General features: G+C 73.0%; 12 protein-coding genes. 10 read left to right on the forward strand and 2 right to left on the reverse strand.

Annotation, left to right across the window (positions count from 1 at the left end):
* The first annotated feature begins 347 nt into the window (after window positions 1-347).
* From J8403_RS25725 to J8403_RS25735, 3 genes are all read left to right on the forward strand, one after another.
* Window positions 348-611, forward strand: coding sequence for a WhiB family transcriptional regulator (locus tag J8403_RS25725; protein WP_004952403.1), 264 nt, complete (start codon window positions 348-350; stop codon window positions 609-611).
* A 357-nt stretch (window positions 612-968) separates the two neighbouring features.
* A complete protein-coding gene (locus J8403_RS25730; RefSeq protein ID WP_211125228.1) occupies window positions 969-5,003 on the forward strand; it encodes a glycosyltransferase in 4,035 nt (1,344 codons plus the stop codon).
* Window positions 5,000-6,577, forward strand: coding sequence for a DUF5719 family protein (locus J8403_RS25735; RefSeq protein ID WP_211125229.1), 1,578 nt, complete (start codon window positions 5,000-5,002; stop codon window positions 6,575-6,577). Before J8403_RS25730 ends, J8403_RS25735 begins: the two co-directional genes overlap by 4 nt.
* Window positions 6,578-6,745: 168 nt before the next feature.
* On the opposite strand, the gene J8403_RS25740 is transcribed toward J8403_RS25735, so the two are convergent.
* Window positions 6,746-7,165, reverse strand: a complete 420-nt coding sequence (locus J8403_RS25740) for a metallopeptidase family protein (protein ID WP_211125230.1) — start codon at window positions 7,163-7,165, stop codon at window positions 6,746-6,748.
* Window positions 7,166-7,507: 342 nt separating this feature from the next.
* Between J8403_RS25740 and J8403_RS25745 the strand changes: the two genes are divergently transcribed.
* The 7 genes from J8403_RS25745 to J8403_RS25775 all read left to right on the forward strand — a co-directional run bounded on the left by J8403_RS25745 (window position 7,508) and on the right by J8403_RS25775 (window position 15,628).
* Window positions 7,508-7,963, forward strand: coding sequence for a DUF3499 domain-containing protein (locus J8403_RS25745; RefSeq protein ID WP_211125231.1), 456 nt, complete (start codon window positions 7,508-7,510; stop codon window positions 7,961-7,963).
* A gap of 239 nt (window positions 7,964-8,202) precedes the next feature.
* Window positions 8,203-9,819: an L-lactate permease gene (locus J8403_RS25750; protein WP_211125232.1), complete on the forward strand. Its 1,617-nt coding sequence runs from the start codon at window positions 8,203-8,205 to the stop codon at window positions 9,817-9,819.
* A gap of 214 nt (window positions 9,820-10,033) precedes the next feature.
* Window positions 10,034-11,392 (forward strand): phosphomannomutase/phosphoglucomutase, encoded by a 1,359-nt coding sequence (locus J8403_RS25755; RefSeq protein WP_211125233.1) that lies wholly within the window; start codon window positions 10,034-10,036, stop codon window positions 11,390-11,392.
* Window positions 11,393-11,732: 340 nt separating this feature from the next.
* Window positions 11,733-11,915, forward strand: a complete 183-nt coding sequence (locus tag J8403_RS25760; RefSeq protein WP_078641824.1) for a Trm112 family protein — start codon at window positions 11,733-11,735, stop codon at window positions 11,913-11,915.
* Between the two features lie 78 nt (window positions 11,916-11,993).
* Window positions 11,994-13,301 (forward strand): SIS domain-containing protein, encoded by a 1,308-nt coding sequence (locus tag J8403_RS25765; protein WP_211125234.1) that lies wholly within the window; start codon window positions 11,994-11,996, stop codon window positions 13,299-13,301.
* A gap of 101 nt (window positions 13,302-13,402) precedes the next feature.
* Window positions 13,403-14,599: a mannose-6-phosphate isomerase, class I gene (manA, locus tag J8403_RS25770; RefSeq protein ID WP_211125235.1), complete on the forward strand. Its 1,197-nt coding sequence runs from the start codon at window positions 13,403-13,405 to the stop codon at window positions 14,597-14,599.
* Window positions 14,600-14,704: 105 nt separating this feature from the next.
* Window positions 14,705-15,628, forward strand: a complete 924-nt coding sequence (locus tag J8403_RS25775; RefSeq protein WP_211125236.1) for a cation diffusion facilitator family transporter — start codon at window positions 14,705-14,707, stop codon at window positions 15,626-15,628.
* 575 nt (window positions 15,629-16,203) lie between these two features.
* Here the strand turns inward: J8403_RS25775 and J8403_RS25780 are convergent.
* Window positions 16,204-18,414 (reverse strand): fructose-specific PTS transporter subunit EIIC, encoded by a 2,211-nt coding sequence (locus J8403_RS25780; protein WP_211125237.1) that lies wholly within the window; start codon window positions 18,412-18,414, stop codon window positions 16,204-16,206.
* Window positions 18,415-18,465: the final 51 nt, after the last annotated feature.

Here is an 18,465-nt window from a genome sequence, read left to right on the forward strand (position 1 = left end):
ACGCGCATCGACGCGCACCACCCCCGCACGACCCCTGCACGACCCCCGCACGACCTCTGCGCCACCCCGCCCCATCTCCCGTGCGATGCAACGGGACCGGCGTCGATGGCGTCCTCCTCAGTGAGCGTGAGAGGGGGGAACTCGGGCGTCGGATGGGGAAGGTGTCGCGTTTAGGCCGATTTGAACACTTTCCGCGCAGCCTTGGTTCCGCAGAGTGAATAAGAGGCCCAATAGCAGATCTCGGCTTGACTGGCCCGGATCGGCACACTTGTAATTTCACTCGTGTCGTTCTGCCGCTTCACCGACGGCATCAGGCACGGGGACGCAAAGACAGACGAGGGGCGCACATGACCGAGTTGTTCCAGCAACTGCTGGTCGAAGAGGCGGACGAGGAGCTCGGTTGGCAGGAGCGCGCGCTGTGCGCCCAGACCGATCCCGAATCGTTCTTCCCGGAAAAGGGCGGATCCACCCGTGAGGCGAAGAAAGTCTGCCTTGCCTGTGAGGTCCGTTCCGAGTGCCTCGAGTACGCCCTCGCCAACGATGAGCGGTTCGGCATCTGGGGTGGTCTGTCCGAGCGTGAGCGCCGCCGACTGAAGAAGGCCGCCGTCTGACACCCGCCGCGGGACCCGTCCGGCTCCCCGGACCCGTCGGTCCTGTCGGTCCTGTCCGGGCAGTCGGCCCCGCCGACTCGTGGGCCCCGTCGGCTGCGCCGACTCGTGGCGCCCGTCGGCTCCGCCGACTCACCGGCCCCGTCAGCCCTGCCGGAACCGTATGACCCGCGCTGACATATCCGCACAGTTCACGGCGGAGTGAGCCACCGCGACCGGTCCGCCCCCCGCCCGCATGGTGACGGGAGGCGGACCGGTCGCATACACAGCCGTTAGTGTGGGGCCCCGTCCGAGACGCTCCAACGCCCCCAGGGGGCGCGCGCGTCCACCGCAGTCCAGCGAACCGGGGCCCGTACCTCGATGTCCGTGCACAGCCACCAGGCGGCCCAATATCCGGCCGCCAACGCCGCGTTTGCGCCCGCTCAAGAACCGGTCCAGACACCGGCCTATCCGCGTCATGTCGTCACCGCCGTCCTGGTCGCCCACGACGGCGCCCGCTGGCTGCCCGACGCGCTGGCCGGTCTGCTCGGCCAGGAGCGCCCCGTCCAGAGCGTCATCGCGGCCGACACCGGCAGCGCCGACGACTCCGCCCGGCTGCTCACCGAGACCCTCGGCGACGAGCGGGTGCTGCATATGGCGCGCCGCAGCGGCTTCGGCGCGGCCGTCGCCGAGGCGGTCCGTACGGCGCCGGTGCTCGGCCCCGAGGAGCTCACCTACCTCAAGCGCCCCAGCGGCTGGGACCCCGTCAACCGGACCTGGCGCGACGACGCGTACGACCTGCCGGAGCTGCCGCACGGCGAACCCGTCCAGTGGCTGTGGCTGCTGCACGACGACTGCGCACCCGAGCCCGACGCGCTGGCCGAGCTGCTGCGGGTCGTCGACGCCGAGCTCACCGCCAACCGCGAGCCCGCGATCGTCGGCCCCAAGCTGCGCGGCTGGTACGACCGCCGGCAGCTGCTCGAAGTCGGCGTCAGCATCGCCCGCAGCGGCCGCCGCTGGACCGGTCTGGAGCGGCGTGAGCAGGACCAGGGCCAGCACGACCAGGTGCGCCCCGTGCTGTCGGTGTCCAGCGCGGGCATGCTGGTGCGCCGCGATGTGTGGGAGGAGCTGGGCGGTTTCGACGCCCGGCTGCCCCTAATGCGGGACGACGTCGACCTGTGCTGGCGTGCCCAGGCGGCCGGCCACCAGGTGCTGATCGCTCCGGACGCGGTACTGCGGCACGCGGAGGCGTCCGCCCGCGAGCGGCGGCCCATCGACTGCGTGGGGCGCTCCGTGGCGAACCCGCATCGCGTGGACAAGGCCGGCGCCGTCTACACCCTGCTGGTCAACACCAGTGGCGCGCTGCTGCCCTATGTGATGCTGCGGCTGCTGTTCGGCACGCTGCTGCGCACCCTGGCCTATCTCGTGGGCAAGGTGCCGGGGCAGGCCCTGGACGAGGTCGCCGGTCTCTTCGGCATCCTGCTGCGGCCGGGGCGGATCCTCGCCGCGCGCAAGCGCAGAGGCCGCCCCGAGGCGGAGCCGAGCGAGCTGCGGCCGCTGTTCCCGCCGCCCGGCGCGACCGTAAGGGCGACGGTGGAGCAGGTCGCCAGCAATATAGGCGGCCGTTCCGAGCCCGAACTCTCCTCCGGCGGGCGGCATGGCGCGGTCGAGTCCGGGCCCGGTGGCGATGACGCCGACTTCCTGGAGATCGAGCAGTTCGCCCGGCTCAAGCGGATCGCGCGCAAGCCCGGGCCGATGCTCTTCCTCGTCCTGCTGGTGGTCTCGCTGGTCGCCTGCCGGGATCTGCTCGGCGCGGGCGCGCTCGCGGGCGGCGCCCTGCTGCCCGCGCCCGCTCATGTCTCGGACCTGTGGTCGAGCTATGTGGACGGCTGGCATCCGGTCGGCACCGGCGGAACGCAGTCCGCGCCGCCGTATCTGGCCGCCCTCGCCGCGCTGGGCACGGTCTTCCTGGGCTCCACGGGCTTCACGCTGACCCTGCTGCTGGTCTGTTCGGTGCCGCTGGCCGGGTTCATCGCGTACTTCGCCTCCCGGCCGCTGGTCGAGTCCCGGCTGCTGCGTGCCTGGGGGAGTGTCGCGTACGCCTTCCTCCCGGCCGCGACCGGGGCGCTCGCGGGCGGGCGGCTGGGCACCGCCGTGCTCGCCATACTGCTGCCGCTGATGGCCCGGGCCGCGGCCGCCGCGAGCGGGTTCACGAGCAATGGGACGCGGCTGCCGAGCTGGCGGGCGGCGTGGGCCTACGCGCTGCTGCTCACGTTCACCATGGCTTTCACCCCGGTCGTCTGGCCGATGGCGCTCCTCCTGGGCGCGGGCGTGCTCGTGCTGCGTCAGCGGCAGAGCGGCACCGAGCAGCTCATGGGATACGGGCTGCGGTTCCTGACCGTGGTCGTCACCCCGCTCGTCGTGCTCGCCCCCTGGTCGCTGGACCTCCTTACCGACCCCGCCCGCTTCCTGGAGGAAGCCGGGCTGGACCGTGGCGCCGGCTCGGCGTCCGCCCTGGACCTGCTCGCGCTCAGCCCCGGTGGCCCCAAGGGCGGCGGCACGCTGCTGCTGCTCGGCTTCGTGCTGGCCGCCCTCGCCGCCCTGATGCGCGGGGAGCGGCAGACGGTGGTGCGCACCGCGTGGGCCGTGGCGCTCACCGGCTTCCTCTTCGCGGCGTTCACGGGCGGCTCCGGCTGGGCCGGGCCCGCGACCCTCGTCTACGGTCTGGCGCTGCTGACCGCCGGTGTGGTGGGCGCCGAGGACGCGCGCGAGCGGGTCGCGGCGCAGAGCTTCGGCTGGCGCCAGCCGGTGGCGCTGCTGATCGCGGTCGCCACGGTCGCCGCGCCGCTGTACGCCGCCGTCAGCTGGATGGTGAGCGGCGCGGACGGCCCGGTGGGGCGGCGCGACCCCTCGCAGGTTCCGGCGTTCGTGGCGGCCGAGAGCGCCACCGAGGACCAGGCCCGCACCCTGGTGCTGGGCGGCGGCAGCAGCACCGCCCACGCCGACTACGCCCTGGTGCGCGGCTCAGGCGCCCGGCTGGGCGAGGGCGAACTCGCCGCGGCGGGCGGCGCCGACACCCGGCTCGACGGTGTCGTGGCCAATCTGATCGCGGGCTCCGGCGCCGACCAGACGCGTCAGCTCGGCGGCTACGCGGTGCGCTATGTGTACGTCCAGAAGGGCGCGCCGTCCGAGATGGAGCGGGTGCTGAACGCGACCCCGGGCCTCACCCAGCTCAGCCGGGAGCACGGCGGGGTCTTGTGGCGGGTCGACCAGCGGGTCTCGCGGGTCTCCATCGTCCCGGCCGAGTCCTCGGGCCGTCCGGCGGGCGGGGCGGCGGCCAAGCCGGTGCATGTGGCGTCCGGCCCGGTCGAGGCGCACACCACGGTGCCGGACGGCGCGGCCGGGCGGGTGCTGCGGATCGCCGACCGGTCCGCACCCGACTGGCAGGCCACGCTCGACGGCAAGCCGCTGAAGGCGACGACGGTCGACGGCTGGGCGCAGGGCTTCGGACTCCCGGCGACCGGCGGCCGGTTGGACCTCACCTACGACACGCCCATCACGCACACCGCGTGGGTGTGGGCGCAGGGGCTGCTCGCGGTCGTGCTGCTGGTGCTCGCGCTGCCGGGCCGCCGCCGGAACGTCGACGACGACCTGCCGGAGGCGGAGGCCGCGGCCGCCGTCATCACCGCCGAGGACCTGGCGGGCGACGGACGCCGGGCGCGGCGGCTGCGGGCCGCCGCGGAGGCGCAGGCCGTGCAGGCCGAGGCCACCCAGGGGCGGCCCGAGTCGGATCCGGCCGCCGCGGACGCCATGCCCCCGCGGCCGGACGAGATCCCCCCGCGGCCGGGCGAGCCGCCGCTGCAGCCGCCCGCCGAGCCGGCCGCCATGGGCGACCCTTACGGCGACCAGGCGGCGGCGAACGATCCGTACGGCGACCAGGCAGCGGCGAACGACCCTTACGGCGACCAGACGGCCGCCGGTGACCCGTACGCCGCCGTGCAGCATCAGCAGCAGGCCGTGCCGCACCAGCAGCAGTACGGGCAGCAGTGGGACGCCCAGACGTACGCCGACGCCGGATACGGCCAGTACCCGGCCGGTCAGTACCAGGGGGAGCAGTACCAAGGCGAGCAGTACCAGGGCGAGGGCTACCCGGGTCAGTACCCCGGCGGCCAGTACCCGGCCGGTGACTACCAGGGCGGCTATCAGGATGCTGGCTATCCGGCCGGCTATCAGGAGGGCCAGTTCCAGGAGGGCCAGTACCCGGCGGACCCGTACGCGGGCGGCCAGTACGCCGACCCTTACGGCTACGACCAGCAGCAGCCCTACCCCGACGGCGGCTACCCCCCGCAGGGCGATACGACGTACGGCGGCGCCGACCCCGAGGACCGCCGCGACGGGAGCGAGCAGCAGCGATGAACCGCACCACCTTGTCCCTGATCGGCGCCGCCACGGCCCTGGCCGCCGTCACCGGCGTCGCGGCCCTCACCGGGGGCTCCTCCGATGACACGGACTCCGCCGCGAAGGCCGCCACCAGGCTGCCCGTGCAGCGCTCGACGCTGCTGTGCCCGACGCCCTCCTCCTCGGATGTGAGCAGCACCACCTACACCGCGTACACGCCCAAGCGGGACGGCGCGGACGCCAAGGACGGCACCGCCGAACTGCTGCCCGCCCAGAACCCCGCCGATGACGTGGCGGATCCCGGCGGTGATGACGGCGGTAAGGGCGGCAAGAACGGCAAGGACGACAAGGGCGGGGAGAAGGGCGGCCAGGCGTCCCCGGGCGGCGGTAAGCCCGTACTGCCCCTGAAGGAGCCCGGTAAGCCCGTCACCACCGACGTGGACAGCGAGGGCGCCCCGGCGCTCATCGGCACCGCCGACGGCCGCTTCGCGCCCGGCTGGACCGTCCAGCAGACCACCACGATCGACGCGGGCAGCGGACGCGGCATCCTGGGCACCGCGTGCACGGCGCCCGACACGGACTTCTGGTTCCCCGGGGTCAGCACCGACAAGAACCGTCAGGACTTCGTCCATCTGACGAACCCGGACGACGCCGCGGCCGAGGTGGATCTGAAGCTCTACGGACCGAGCGGCCGGCTGCAGCCCTCGACCGACGAGTCGATCACGGTCCCGCCGCGCTCCACCGTCCCGGTCCTGCTCTCGACCCTCACCGACCAGCGGGCGGCCAGTGCCTCGCTCCGCGTGACGGCCCGCACCGGCCGGCTCGGCGCCGCCGTACAGGCCGTGGACCAGAAGGCCGGCAGCGACTGGCTCCCCGCCTCCGCCGTGCCCTCGACGAGCGTGGCGATCCCCGGCATCCCCAAGGACGCCACCTCGGCGCGCCTGGTCGTCTTCGCGCCCGGCGCCGATGACGCGGACCTCAAGGTGCGGCTGGCCGGGCCGAACAACTCGATCACTCCCGCCGGACATGAGTCACTGCACGTCAAGAGCGGGATGACGACCGCCATCGACCTGGGCGATGTGACCAAGGGCGAGCCCGGCTCGCTGCTGCTCACCCCCGAGGGCGGCGACGGTCCGGCCACACCGGTGGTGGCCGGGCTCCAGGTGACCCGGGGCAAGGGGAGCGACCAGGAGACGGCGTTCATCCCGGCGACCGGCGCGATCGAGCGCAGCGCCACCGCGGCCGACAACCGCACCAAGGGCTCGACGCTCTCCCTGGTGGCGCCGGGAGCGACCGCCAAGGTGCGGATCACCGCCTCCGCGGGCACCGGCGGCGGCAGCCCGGTCAGCAAGACCTACGAGGTCAAGGGCGGCACCACCCAGGCCCTGGAGCCGCCGCGCCCGGCCTCGGGCAAGGGCCCGTACGCGGTGACGGTCGAGCGGCTCTCCGGCGGCCCGGTGCACGCCTCGCGGATGCTGGCGCTGCCGCAGGGCGGGGTGCCGATGTTCACGATCCAGCCGCTGCCGGACGACCGGGGCATGGTCGCGGTGCCCGAGGCGGGCCAGGACCTGTCCCTGCTCAACGACGACTAGAGCGGGGCTGGAGCCTCGGCTGCCCCCTTACGAGGCGTTCGCCGCGGGGCAGGGGCTCCGTGTGGCGGGGGCTCCGTGTGGCGGGGGCTCCGCCCCCAGACCCCGGGTCCAGGGGCGGAGCCCCCGCCACCCGGCGTGCCCACCACTCCCGCCCGTACCGCGCGCGGGCTACTCCTGCCCGTACCGCGGGTCCACGGACTCCGGGGCCAGCCCCAGCAGCTCCGCCACCTGCTCGACCACGACCTCGTGCACCAGCAGCGCCCGCTCGTCCCGGTTCTTCGCCCGGATCTCGACCGGGCGGCGGTAGATCACGATCCGGTCCGGCGCGTCGCCGCGGGCCGCGATGAAGCGCCCGAGCGGCACGGACTCGCCGTCCCAGCCGTCCGGTCCGCCGTGCCCGTCCGGGCCCCCGCCCGACCCCGGGCCGCCGAGTCCCGACGTGGGCACCTCCAGCACCGTGAAGTCGACTCCGGACAGCTGTGGCCAGCGTCTCTCCAGCCGCTCGGCCGAGTCCTGCACCAGATCGACGAAGGACTCCGCGCGGCTGACCGAGAGCGGCACCTGGGGCGGCGCGATAGGGCCGCGCATACCTCGTCCGTGGCGGTCGCGACGGCGAGGGCGCGGCTCGGACTGATGGGAATGTACGGGCCTGGTCATCACTCACGAGGGTAGCCGTCACCCGCCCGCCCCCCGTGCGCTTAGCGGACAGCCGTGCCGGATGTCGCCAAATGAGCATTCCAGCCATGCTTGGGTCCAAAAACGGACGTCTCTTGCGTCGCTTCTCTGGCCCAGGATGATCCCTCTCGGTTCGAGTGCTGACCGGATTCGTTGTCGCCGGTTTTCGGCGCGCCGGGAGTCCGCGCTGGTCAACCGGTAAGTTCACGTTTCGGGTGCACGGGGCGAACCAGGACGACACGGCGGAGTGAGCTGGTGGAGAGTCGTCGCGGCCCGCTCAAGAGTGCGGTACCGTCCAACGTCGTGAGCCCTGTACGTCGCTGTTCGCGCACCGCCTGCGGCCGCCCCGCCGTCGCGACGCTGACGTACGTCTATGCGGACTCGACCGCCGTTCTCGGGCCGCTCGCCACCTACGCCGAGCCCCACTGCTACGACCTGTGCTCGGAGCACTCGGAGCGGCTGACCGCCCCGCGCGGCTGGGAGGTCGTCCGGCTCGCCGTCGACACCGGTCCGACGCGGCCCAGCGGTGACGATCTGGAGGCGCTGGCCAACGCGGTCCGCGAGGCCGCCCGCCCGCATGAGCGCGCGGCGGGGGCGGCGTCCGGCTCGGGAGGCTCCGGGACCGGGGCCGGGCACGGTGGCCGGGAGGGCGACCCGCGCGAGGTCGCGCGCCGCGGCCATCTGCGGGTCCTGCGGTCGCCCGAGCCCTGATCGGCTCCTCCCCGCACTTCCCCCGCGATCACCCCGGACGTTCCCCGCGATCACCCGCACTTCCCCCGCGATCTTCTCGCGAACGTCTCGCGGTCCTCTCCGGCCCTTTGTTCGGATCACTTGCTGACGGAGCATTGACTGCGACTTGGCGCGGACACGACCATGCGTGCACCCCAGGGTCCTCCGTTTCCGCATTACGGATGTGACCTTCCAGGGATGGCCCATGCCGGGAGGCCCGTGTGTTCGTGCAGCAGTTGGACCCCGTCGCCGATTCACTCTCCCTGTCCGCCCTCGTCGCCGCCCTTCCCCTCGTCACCGTCCTCGTTCTGCTCGGCGGGGTGCGGATGCGCGCCCACTACGCGGGCCCCATCGGGCTCGTCGTCGCCGCACTCGTCGCCTGCCTCCCGTACGGCATGCCCGTCGGCCAGGCCCTCTCCAGCGCCGTCCAGGGGGCGCTCTTCGGTCTCTTCCCCATCATGTGGATCGTCGTCAACGCCCTGTGGGTGTACCGGATGACCGTCCGCACCGACCACTTCGACGTGCTGCGCCGCTCCTTCGGCCGGCTCTCGGACGACCCCCGCGTCCAGGCCCTCGTCATCGCCTTCTGCTTCGGTGCGCTCCTGGAGGCGCTCGCCGGGTTCGGCGCGCCCGTGGCGATCTGCTCGGTCATGCTCGTGGCGCTCGGCTTCGACCCGGTGCGCGCCGCCGTCGTCGCGCTCGTCGCCAACACCGCGCCGGTCGCCTTCGGCGCCATGGCCACCCCCGTGGTGACGCTGGCTCAGGTCACCGGGCTTCCGTTGGACTCCGTCGCCTCCGTCGTGGGGCGGCAGACCCCGCTGCTCGCCCTCGTCGTCCCGCTGCTGCTGGTCGCGCTCGTGGACGGTCGGCGCGGGCTGCGCGAGACCTGGGCGCCCGCGCTCGCCTGCGGGGTGGCCTTCGCCGTCGCCCAGTTCACCGTCTCCAACTACCTCTCCGTCCAGCTCGCCGACATCGCGGCGGCGCTGGTCGGCGCGGCCGTGCTGGTGGCCATGCCCGCCGCCCGGCGCCCCGCCGAGGAGCCGGTGCGCGCCGCCGTGCTCACCGGCGTACGCAGCGACGACCTGGACCGCGAGGACGCGCGCCCCGAGGTGCTGCGCGCCTACGCGCCGTACGCGCTCATCGTGGCGATCTTCTCCATCGCCCAGATAGGCCCGGTCAAGGATCTCCTGGCCAAGGCCACCCGCACCTTCGACTGGCCCTTCCTGGACGTCGCGGCGCCCGACGGAAAGCCGGTCGGCGCCAATGTCTTCTCGCTGCCGCTGATCGCCACCGGCGGCACCCTGGTGCTGGTGGCCGGGGTGGCCACCGTCGCCGTGCTGGGGGTGACCGCCCGCGACGCCGTGCGGGAGTGGACGGCCACGGTGCACGAACTGCGTCATGCGATCCTTACGGTCACCTCGGTGCTCGCGCTCGCCTATGTCATGAATCTCTCCGGGCAGGCCGCCAGCATCGGGCACTTCGTCGCGGCCGCCGGGGCCGGGCTGGCCTTCCTCTCCCCGGTGCTGGGCTGGTTCGGCGTCGCCGTCTCCGGCTCGGACACCTCCGCGAACGCCCTCTTCGGCGCCCTCCAGGTGACCGCCGCCCATGAGTCCGGGCTCTCCCCCGATCTGCTCGCCGCCGCCAACAGCTCGGGCGGGGTGCTCGGCAAGATGATCTCCCCGCAGAACCTCACCATCGCCTGCGCGGCGGTCGGGCTGAAGGGGCGGGAGGGGGATCTGCTCCGTAAGGTGCTGCCGTGGAGCCTCGCGCTGTTGCTGGTGATGTGCCTGATCGTCGTCGCGCAGTCGTCGTTCCTGCTGAGCTGGATGCTGCCGTGACCCGGACGCGGCCCGCCGGCGGCACGCCATGCCGCCGCGATCCGGCCGGGGACGCCCTGCCGCCGTGACCCGGCCCGGGGCGCCCGGCAGCACGCCGCGCGACGGGGCTCACAGTTCCGGCCCAGGTCCTGCGGGTAGGTTTTGAGGTCCGCGGGGACGTCCCCAGAGGCGTCCGCCGAGACATCTTCACCAGGACCTCCAGAAGGGGTTGGCTGTGCCCGACTTGTCGCAGATCGTGAAGGCGTACGACGTGCGCGGTGTGGTCCCGGACCAGTGGGACGAGTCGCTCTCGGAACTCTTCGGCGCCGCCTTCGCCCGGGTGACCGGCGCGGACGCGATCGTCGTCGGCCATGACATGCGCCCCTCCTCACCCGGTCTGTCGCGGGCCTTCGCGCGCGGCGCCGCCTCGCTCGGGGTGGATGTGACCGAGATCGGGCTGTGCTCGACCGATCAGCTCTACTTCGCGAGCGGACATCTCGACCTGCCCGGCGCGATGTTCACCGCCAGCCACAACCCCGCGCAGTACAACGGCATCAAGATGTGCCGCGCGGGCGCCGCCCCCATCGGCCAGGACAGCGGGCTCGCCGACATCCGCGCCCTGGTCGAGGAATGGGCCGACAGCGGCGCGCCCGAGCCCGCCGCCGAGGCCGGCACCATCACCCAGCGGGACGTCCTCGCCGACTACGCCGCCCATCTGCGCTCGCTGGTGGACCTGACCGCCATCCGGCCGCTGAAGGTCGTCGTGGACGCGGGCAACGGCATGGGCGGCCACACCGTCCCGACCGTCTTCGAGGGGCTCCCGCTCGAGCTCGACGCCCTCTACTTCGAGCTGGACGGCACCTTCCCCAACCACGAGGCCAACCCGCTCGACCCGAAGAACATCGTCGATCTGCAGGCCCGGGTCCTGGAGACCGGCGCCGACCTCGGGCTCGCCTTCGACGGCGACGCCGACCGCTGTTTCGTCGTGGACGAGCGCGGCGAGCCGGTGTCCCCTTCCGCCATCACCGCCCTGGTCGCCGCCCGCGAGCTGGGCAAGCACCCGGGCGGGACGGTCATCCACAACTGCATCACCTCGTGGTCGGTCCCGGAGGTCGTCAAGGAGAACGGCGGCGCCCCCGTCCGCACCCGCGTGGGCCACTCCTTCATCAAGGCCGAGATGGCCCGCACCGGCGCGATCTTCGGCGGTGAACACTCCGCGCACTACTACTTCCGCGACTTCTGGAACGCCGACACCGGCATGCTGGCCGCCCTGCACGTCCTGGCCGCGCTCGGCGGTCAGAAGGGCCCGCTGTCGGAGCTGGTCGCGCAGTACGACCGGTACGCGGCCTCCGGGGAGATCAACAGCACCGTCGACGACCAGACCGGGCGGATGGAGGCCGTCAAGGCGGCGTACGAGGGCCGCGAAGGCGTCGAGCTCGATGAACTCGACGGCCTTACGGTCACCGCCGCCGACTGGTGGTTCAACCTCCGTCCCTCCAACACCGAGCCGCTGCTGCGGCTGAACGTGGAGGCGCGGGACGCGGAGCGGGTGGCCGAGGTCCGCGACGAGGTCCTCTCCATCGTCCGCGCGTAAGCCTTACGGCCGTCGTCCGCGCGTAAGCCTTACGGCCGTCGGCGTAACCTTCCGGCCGTCCCGCGCGCGGCCCGCCGAGGACCGGCTCCCCGCGGTCCTCGTGATCCCCTTACGGCCGCCCGCGCGCGGAACCCCGCGGCCGTCGGCGTCCTTACGGCGGGCACCGCGCGCGGCGTCGCCGTAAGGACGGCGGTACCGCGCGCGGGGCGCACGCCGTTGCCGGAGCCCGGGGCCGGTCCCCGGGCTCCGCCCCCCACCGGCCGCGCCCCGCCCCCGCCCGGCGGTACGCTGACCACGCCGGGCCGATGTCCGGCTGGACCCATACCCGAAGGGACGCCCCATGCCGCTCGAAGCCGGTCTTCTGGACATCCTCGCCTGCCCGGCGTGCCACGCCCCGCTGCGCGAGGAGCAGTCCCCGGAGACCCCCGAGCTGGTGTGCACGGGCGAGGGGTGCGGTCTCGCGTACCCCGTCCGGGACGGCATCCCCGTGCTGCTCGTCGACGAGGCCCGCCGCCCGGCCTGACCCGGCGGCCCGCCGGAGCCCCAGCCCCGCGCGGTCCCGCGCGTACCGCCCGCCACGGCGATCGGAGGCCGAAGCACGATGCTCGACGAATCCCTCCTCGACGCCCCAGAGGCACTGGCCCGCGCCGATAGCCGCGGGCTGCTGCGCGGAGCCGCCGAATCCGGCGCCCGCATCCGCACCGCCGCCCGGCACGCCACCGAGGCCGGGATCGGCGACCTCAAGCCCGACGGGCGGCCGCGCGCCGTCATGGTCGCGGGCCCGGGGGCGGCCGGAACCTGCACTGCCGACCTCCTCGGCGCGCTCAGCGGGGGCAACTGCCCGGTCAGCCTGATCGGACCCACCGGCGTGGCCCCCGCGCCGGGCGCCCTGCGCTGGACGCTGCCCGGCTGGGCGGGCCCGCTCGACCTGCTGGTCGTCGCGACGCCGGACGGTACGGAACCGGGCCTTCCGCGCCTTGTCGAGCAGGCCTACCGCCGCGGCTGCGCGATCGTCGCGGTCGCCCCGGGCCAGTCCCCGCTGGCCGACGCGGTCGCGCAGGCACGCGGCCTGATGGTGCCGCTGGCCGCGGCGTCGTACGCCTCGGCCCCGTATGCCACGGGCGGGTACAGCACCGATCCGTACCGCAGGGACCCGCACGCGCCCGGCGCGGACGAGGACGACGACACCGCCCGCGCCGAGGGCGCCCTGGGCGATGCCCCCGGCTCGTACGGGACGCCTTCCGTCCCGCACCCCGTCGAGCCGCCCGGCACCGCGCCCGACGAGATGACCGGCCCCGCGCTGCCCGGCACGCTGTGGGCCCTGCTCACCCCGCTGCTCCTGCTGGTCGACCGGATCGGCCTGGTGTCCGCGTCGCCCGCCGCGCTGCTGCAGGTGGCCGACCGGCTCGACCAGGTCGCCGAGCGCTGCGGCCCGGCCATCGCCACCTACACCAACCCCGCCAAGACGCTCGCGGCCGAGCTCGCCGGGGCGCTTCCGCTGCTGTGGACCGAGGGCCCGGTCGCCGCCGCGACCGGACGGCGCTTCGCGCGGCTGCTCGCGTCGCTCGCCGGGCGCCCCGCGCTCGTCGCCGAGCTCCCCGGGGCGCTCGCCGCGCATGGCGCGATGCTGACCGGGGCGTTCGCGGGCGGGGCCGACCCGGACGACTTCTTCCGGGACCGGGTGGAGGAGGCCGAGTCGCTCCGCGCCCGGATCGTGCTGCTCCACGAGGAGCCGGTGGGCCCGGTCTCGGCGGTGCCGACCGCCCGGGAGCTCGCCCTGGCGCATGACACCGCCTTCAGCGAGCTGGAACCGGCCGAGGGCACCCCGCTGGAGAGCGCCGCGGAACTTCTCGCCATCACGGATTTCGCCGCCGTTTACCTCGCGCTCGCTTCGGCCGATAGAACTTGACGCCGTCAGAACGTGACGCCGTGGACCGCGACGACATGACGCCGTAAGACCACGCACCACCCGCCCCACGTCCCTCACTGCACAGTCAGGAACCGCACCGCATGGACCGCCTCGTCAACACCGTGCGCCCCTACGCCTGGGGCTCCACCACCGCCATCCCCGAGCTGCTAGGCGTCCGGCCGACCGGGGAGCCGCAGGCCGAGATGTGGATGGGAGCACACCCCGGGGCGCCGTCCCGGGTCGACCGGGGCACGGGCCCCGTCGCGCTCTCCGAGGTGATCGCCGCGGACCCCGAGGGCGAGCTCGGCGCGGACGCCGTCAGCCTCTTCGGGCCGCGGCTGCCGTTCCTGCTGAAGGTGCTGGCCGCCGCCTCGCCGCTGTCGCTCCAGGTCCACCCCGACCTCGAGCAGGCCAAGGAGGGCTACGCGGACGAGGAGGAGCGCGGCGTTCCGGCCGATGCCCCGCATCGCAACTACAAGGACGCCAACCACAAGCCCGAGTTGATATGCGCGCTCACGCCGTTCAACGGGCTGTGCGGCTTCCGCGACCCGAACGAGGCGGCCGAACTGCTGGCCGCCCTGGAGGTCGACTCGCTCAAGCCGTACGTCGACATCCTGCACGCCCACCCGGAGTCGCACGCCCTGCGCGAGGTGCTGACCGCCGTGCTGACGGCCGATCCGGAGGCGATGACGGAGACCGTAAGGCAGGCAGCGGCCGCCGCCGAGCGCCTCGGCGCGCTGGACGGGCCACACGCCCCGGCGTACGCGGCGTACGCCTCCATCGCGCAGCACTACCCGGGCGACCCCGGGGTGATCGCCGCGATGCTGCTCAACTTCGTGACCCTCCAGCCCGGCGAGGCGCTCTACCTCGGCGCCGGCGTTCCGCACGCCTATCTCGACGGCCTGGGCGTCGAGATCATGGCCAACTCCGACAACGTGCTGCGCTGCGGGCTCACGCCCAAGCATGTGGACGTCCCCGAGCTGCTGCGCATCGTCCGCTTCGAAAGCGCCGCCCCCGCCGTCCTGCGGCCCGAGGCGGACCCCTCCGGTGAGGAGCTCTACACCACCCCGATCGGCGAGTTCCGGCTCTCCCGCCACGTCCTGGCCGACGGCGCCGCCGCGCGCCCGCTGCCTGCCACCGGCCCGCAGATCCTGCTGTGCGCCTCGGGCGAGGTCTCCCTGCGCGGCGCGGACGGCGAACTCCCGCTGAAGCGCGGGGAGTCGGCCTTCGTACCGGCCGGCGAGGAGGTCGTACTGGGCGGCGACGGCACTGTGTTCAGGGCCACAGTGACAGCCTGACGTACGGCCCGTTCGAGGGGCTGGAACAATGGCGCGCCGTGAGGCGGTAAAGCGCTGGCAAAGCCGCCATGAGGTGTATTGAACCGGAAGGGACATTCGGCACATATGAGTGCATCAGGCGGAACCAAGGCGATTGTTGCCGCGCTGGGCGCGAACCTGGCTATCGCCGCAGCCAAGTTCGTGGCGTTCGCCTTCAGCGGCTCGTCGTCGATGCTCGCCGAAGGCGTGCACTCGCTCGCCGACTCGGGCAACCAGGGGCTCCTGCTCCTCGGCGGGAAGAAGGCCAAGCGCGAGGCCACCCCCGAGCACCCCTTCGGCTACGGCCGCGAGCGCTATATCTACGGCTTCCTCGTCTCCATCGTGCTGTTCACCATCGGCGGTGTCTTCGCGCTGTACGAGGGCTACGAGAAGATCAAGCACCCCCATGAGGTGGAGCACTGGTACTGGCCGGTCGGGGTGCTCGTCTTCGCGATCATCGCCGAGGGCTTCTCCTTCCGTACGGCCATCAACGAGTCCAACGAGATCCGGGGCAAGCTGAGCTGGTCGCAGTTCGTGCGCCGGGCCAAGGCCCCCGAGCTGCCCGTCGTCCTCCTGGAGGACTTCGGCGCCCTCGTCGGACTGGTCCTCGCGCTCGGCGGCGTCGGGCTCGCGCTGCTGACCGGCGACGGCGTCTGGGACGGCATCGGCACCCTCTGCATCGGCGTCCTGTTGGTGCTGATCGCCCTGGTGCTCGCGGCCGAGACCAAGTCGCTGCTGCTGGGTGAGGCGGCCGACGTCGACGAGGTCGCCAAGATCCGCGAAGCGGTCGTGGACGGCGAGACCGTCACCAGGCTGATCCACATGCGTACGCTCCACCTCGGCCCCGAGGAGCTGCTGGTGGCCGCCAAGATCGCGGTGCAGCACGACGACACGGCGGCGGAGGTCGCCCGCGCGATCGACGCCGCGGAGGCACGCATCCGCGAGGCGGTCCCCATCGCCCGCGTCATCTACCTGGAACCAGACATCTTCCGCACCTCCCCGACCACCTGAACTCATACGGCAGAGCCGCCCCGCCGCCGCCCTTCGAACCTGACACGGACGCGAGGGACCGGCACCGAACGCCGGTTTGTGGGCATTCGTTCCTCCCCCAGCTACCGCTGGGAGGTGCCCCCGGGCGGAACGGGTGGGCACAAACCGGCCACCGGCCCGCACCCGGAAGCGCACCTTGGCCGCAGACGAGGCGCCCCGTACGACCACCCGGGCCGCACCCGGAAGTGCACCTCGGCCGCAGACGAGGCGCCCCGTACGACCACCCGGGCCGCACCCGGAAGCGCACCTCGGCCGCAGACGAGGCGCCCCGTACGACCACCCGGGCCGCACCCGGAAGTGCACCTCGGCCGCAGACGAGGCGCCCCGTAAGACCACCCGGGCCGCACCTGGAAGCGCACCTTGGCCGCAGACGAGGCGCCCCGTACGACCACCCGGGCCGCACCTGGAAGCGCACCTCGGCCGCAGACAAGGCGCCCCGCACGACCACTCGGCCCGCACCAATAAGCACGCCCCGGCCGCCGACGGCGTACACCGCACTCGCGACCGGGGCGCACCTGCCGCCCAGCAAGGGGGGCCTACTCGATCTCCCCGAGCACCCGCAGAATCGCCTCCACATCCGCCGCCCCCAGCAACCGCTCCCGGAACTCGGCGCTCATCAACTTGCGCGACAGCAGCGCCAGAATCCGCAGATGTTCATCGCCCGCGGCCGCCTCCGGCACCGCGATCATGAACACCAGCCGGGCCTTCGTGCCGTCCGGCGCGCCCCACTCGATGCCCTCGGGGGAGCGCGCGAAGCCGACGACCGGAGCCGTCACCGCGTCCGTCTTGGCATGCGGAATCGCGATCTCCTCGCCCAGACCGGTGGTGCCCTGGTCCTCCCGGGCGAACACGGCCCGGACCAGCTCCGCCGTATCCGCCACCTTGCCGGCCCCGGCCAGCAGCTCGGCCATCTCGCGGATCGCGGCGTCCTTACCGTCCGCCGTCAGCCGCTCCTTCACGGTCTGCTCGGTGAGATAGCCGGACAGCACCTGGCCCCCGGCCTCGGGAGCGGCATCTGCTGCCTCGGGAGCGGCCTCGGGAGCGGCCGCGGCCTCGGCAGCGGCCTCGGCGGCAGCCTTACCGCCGCCCCGCGGCTCAGCGGCCAAGACGGCCACGGCCTTAGCGGCAGTCGCGTCAGAGGCGGCCACGGCACCGCTGCCCACCCCGGCCAGTACTGGCGCGCTCGCCGGCGACGGATCCAAGGAGACGGCTTCCGCGGCCCCCGCAGCCTCCGCCACACCCTCGGCACCCGTACCCGCACCCGTACCCGCACCCGCATCCGCGTCCGCACCGCGCCCGCCACCGCCCACAGACATCAGCGCAATCGTGACCAGCGCCGTAACCGCCGTACCGACGACGACCGCGACGAAGAACATCGGCACCCCGCCGACCGCGCCGAGCACCGCGACGATCGGCCCGCCGTGCGGCACGTTGTCCTCGACCGATGCCACCCCGGCTATCGCCCCGGCGACCGCGCCGCCCAGCATGTTCGCCGGGATGACCCGTGCCGGACGCGCCGCGGCGAACGGAATCGCGCCCTCGGTGATGCCGAAGAAGCCCATGAAGAGCGCCGCGAGCCCGGTCTCCCGCTCCTGGTCGTCGAACATCCGGCGGCGCAGCAGCGTGGCCAGCCCCTGGCCCAGCGGCGGAACCGGAATGGCCGCCGCACACGCCCCCATGACCTCGGGGTTCTTGGACACCAGCCCGGCGCCGAAGAGGAACGCGGTCTTGTTGACCGGACCGCCCATGTCGAACGCGATCATGAGTCCGAGGATGATGCCGAGCAGCGCCGCGCTGGTGCCGGTCAGTCCGCCGAGCCAGTCGGTGAGGCGCTCGAAGACCCAGGAGATCGGTTCGCCGAGGACATAGATGAAGAAGAGGCCGAGCGCCGAGGTCGCCACGATCGGGATCACGATGATCGGCATGATCGGCTGGACGAACTTCGGAACCTTGACCCGCTTGATCCACAACACCAGATAGCCGGCCAGGAAGCCGGTGACGATCGCCCCGATGAAGCCGGCGCCCGCCTCGCTGTCGTACAGCTCGCCGTGGGCCGCGATCCAGCCGCCCACCATGCCCGGCACCAGCGCGGGCCGGTCCGCGATGGCGTACGCGATATAGCCGGACAGGGCCGGGATCATCAGCTCGAAGCCGATGCTCCCGATGTCGTTGACCGTCTTCCAGAAGGAGTCGTCGGGTATGACGATGCCCTTGGACGTCGTATCACCGCCCAGGGCGAGCGAGACCGCGATCAGCAGACCGCCGACCACGACGAACGGGATCATGTACGAGACGCCGTTCATGAGCGCCTTATAGGTGACGCTGCGCCCCCTACCGCCGCCGGAAGCCGCCGAGGCGGCGCCGCGCTGGGCCTCATGGCCGTCGCCCCGGTACACCGGCGCGTTGCGCACCTGCTCGATCAGCCGTTCCGGGCGGTGGATGCCATCGGCGACCCCGACGACGAGCACTCTCTTACCGATGAAACGGCTGCGGTCGACGTCCTTGTCGGCGGCGATGATGATGCCGTCGGCCTGACTGACATCGTTGTCAGACAAAACGTTCTCGGCCCCGATCGAGCCCTGGGTCTCCACCTTCATGCTGTGGCCGAGTGACTCCGCCGCCTGAGCCAGCTTCTCAGCGGCCATATAGGTGTGGGCGATACCCGTGGGACAGGCGGTCACCGCGAGCAGCTTGAGCCCCGGTCCGCTGGCCCCCGCACCGTTGGGGGGATCGGCTGGACTGGTCACGTGGTTCTCCTTAACAACGCATTGGGCGGGCGCGGAAGGCTGCCAGCGTCC

The sequence above is a fragment of the Streptomyces yatensis genome (assembly GCF_018069625.1).
Lineage (GTDB): Bacteria > Actinomycetota > Actinomycetes > Streptomycetales > Streptomycetaceae > Streptomyces > Streptomyces yatensis.

Bases quoted from the DNA above. Each gene is read 5' to 3' on its own strand.
- J8403_RS25725 (WP_004952403.1), top strand. From the start codon at position 348: ATGACCGAGTTGTTCCAGCAACTGCTGGTCGAAGAGGCGGACGAGGAG.
- J8403_RS25730 (WP_211125228.1), top strand. From the start codon at position 969: ATGTCCGTGCACAGCCACCAGGCGGCCCAATATCCGGCCGCCAACGCC.
- J8403_RS25735 (WP_211125229.1), top strand. From the start codon at position 5,000: ATGAACCGCACCACCTTGTCCCTGATCGGCGCCGCCACGGCCCTGGCC.
- J8403_RS25740 (WP_211125230.1), bottom strand. From the start codon at position 7,165: ATGCGCGGCCCTATCGCGCCGCCCCAGGTGCCGCTCTCGGTCAGCCGC.
- J8403_RS25760 (WP_078641824.1), top strand. From the start codon at position 11,733: ATGCCGCTCGAAGCCGGTCTTCTGGACATCCTCGCCTGCCCGGCGTGC.
- J8403_RS25765 (WP_211125234.1), top strand. From the start codon at position 11,994: ATGCTCGACGAATCCCTCCTCGACGCCCCAGAGGCACTGGCCCGCGCC.
- manA (WP_211125235.1), top strand. From the start codon at position 13,403: ATGGACCGCCTCGTCAACACCGTGCGCCCCTACGCCTGGGGCTCCACC.
- J8403_RS25775 (WP_211125236.1), top strand. From the start codon at position 14,705: ATGAGTGCATCAGGCGGAACCAAGGCGATTGTTGCCGCGCTGGGCGCG.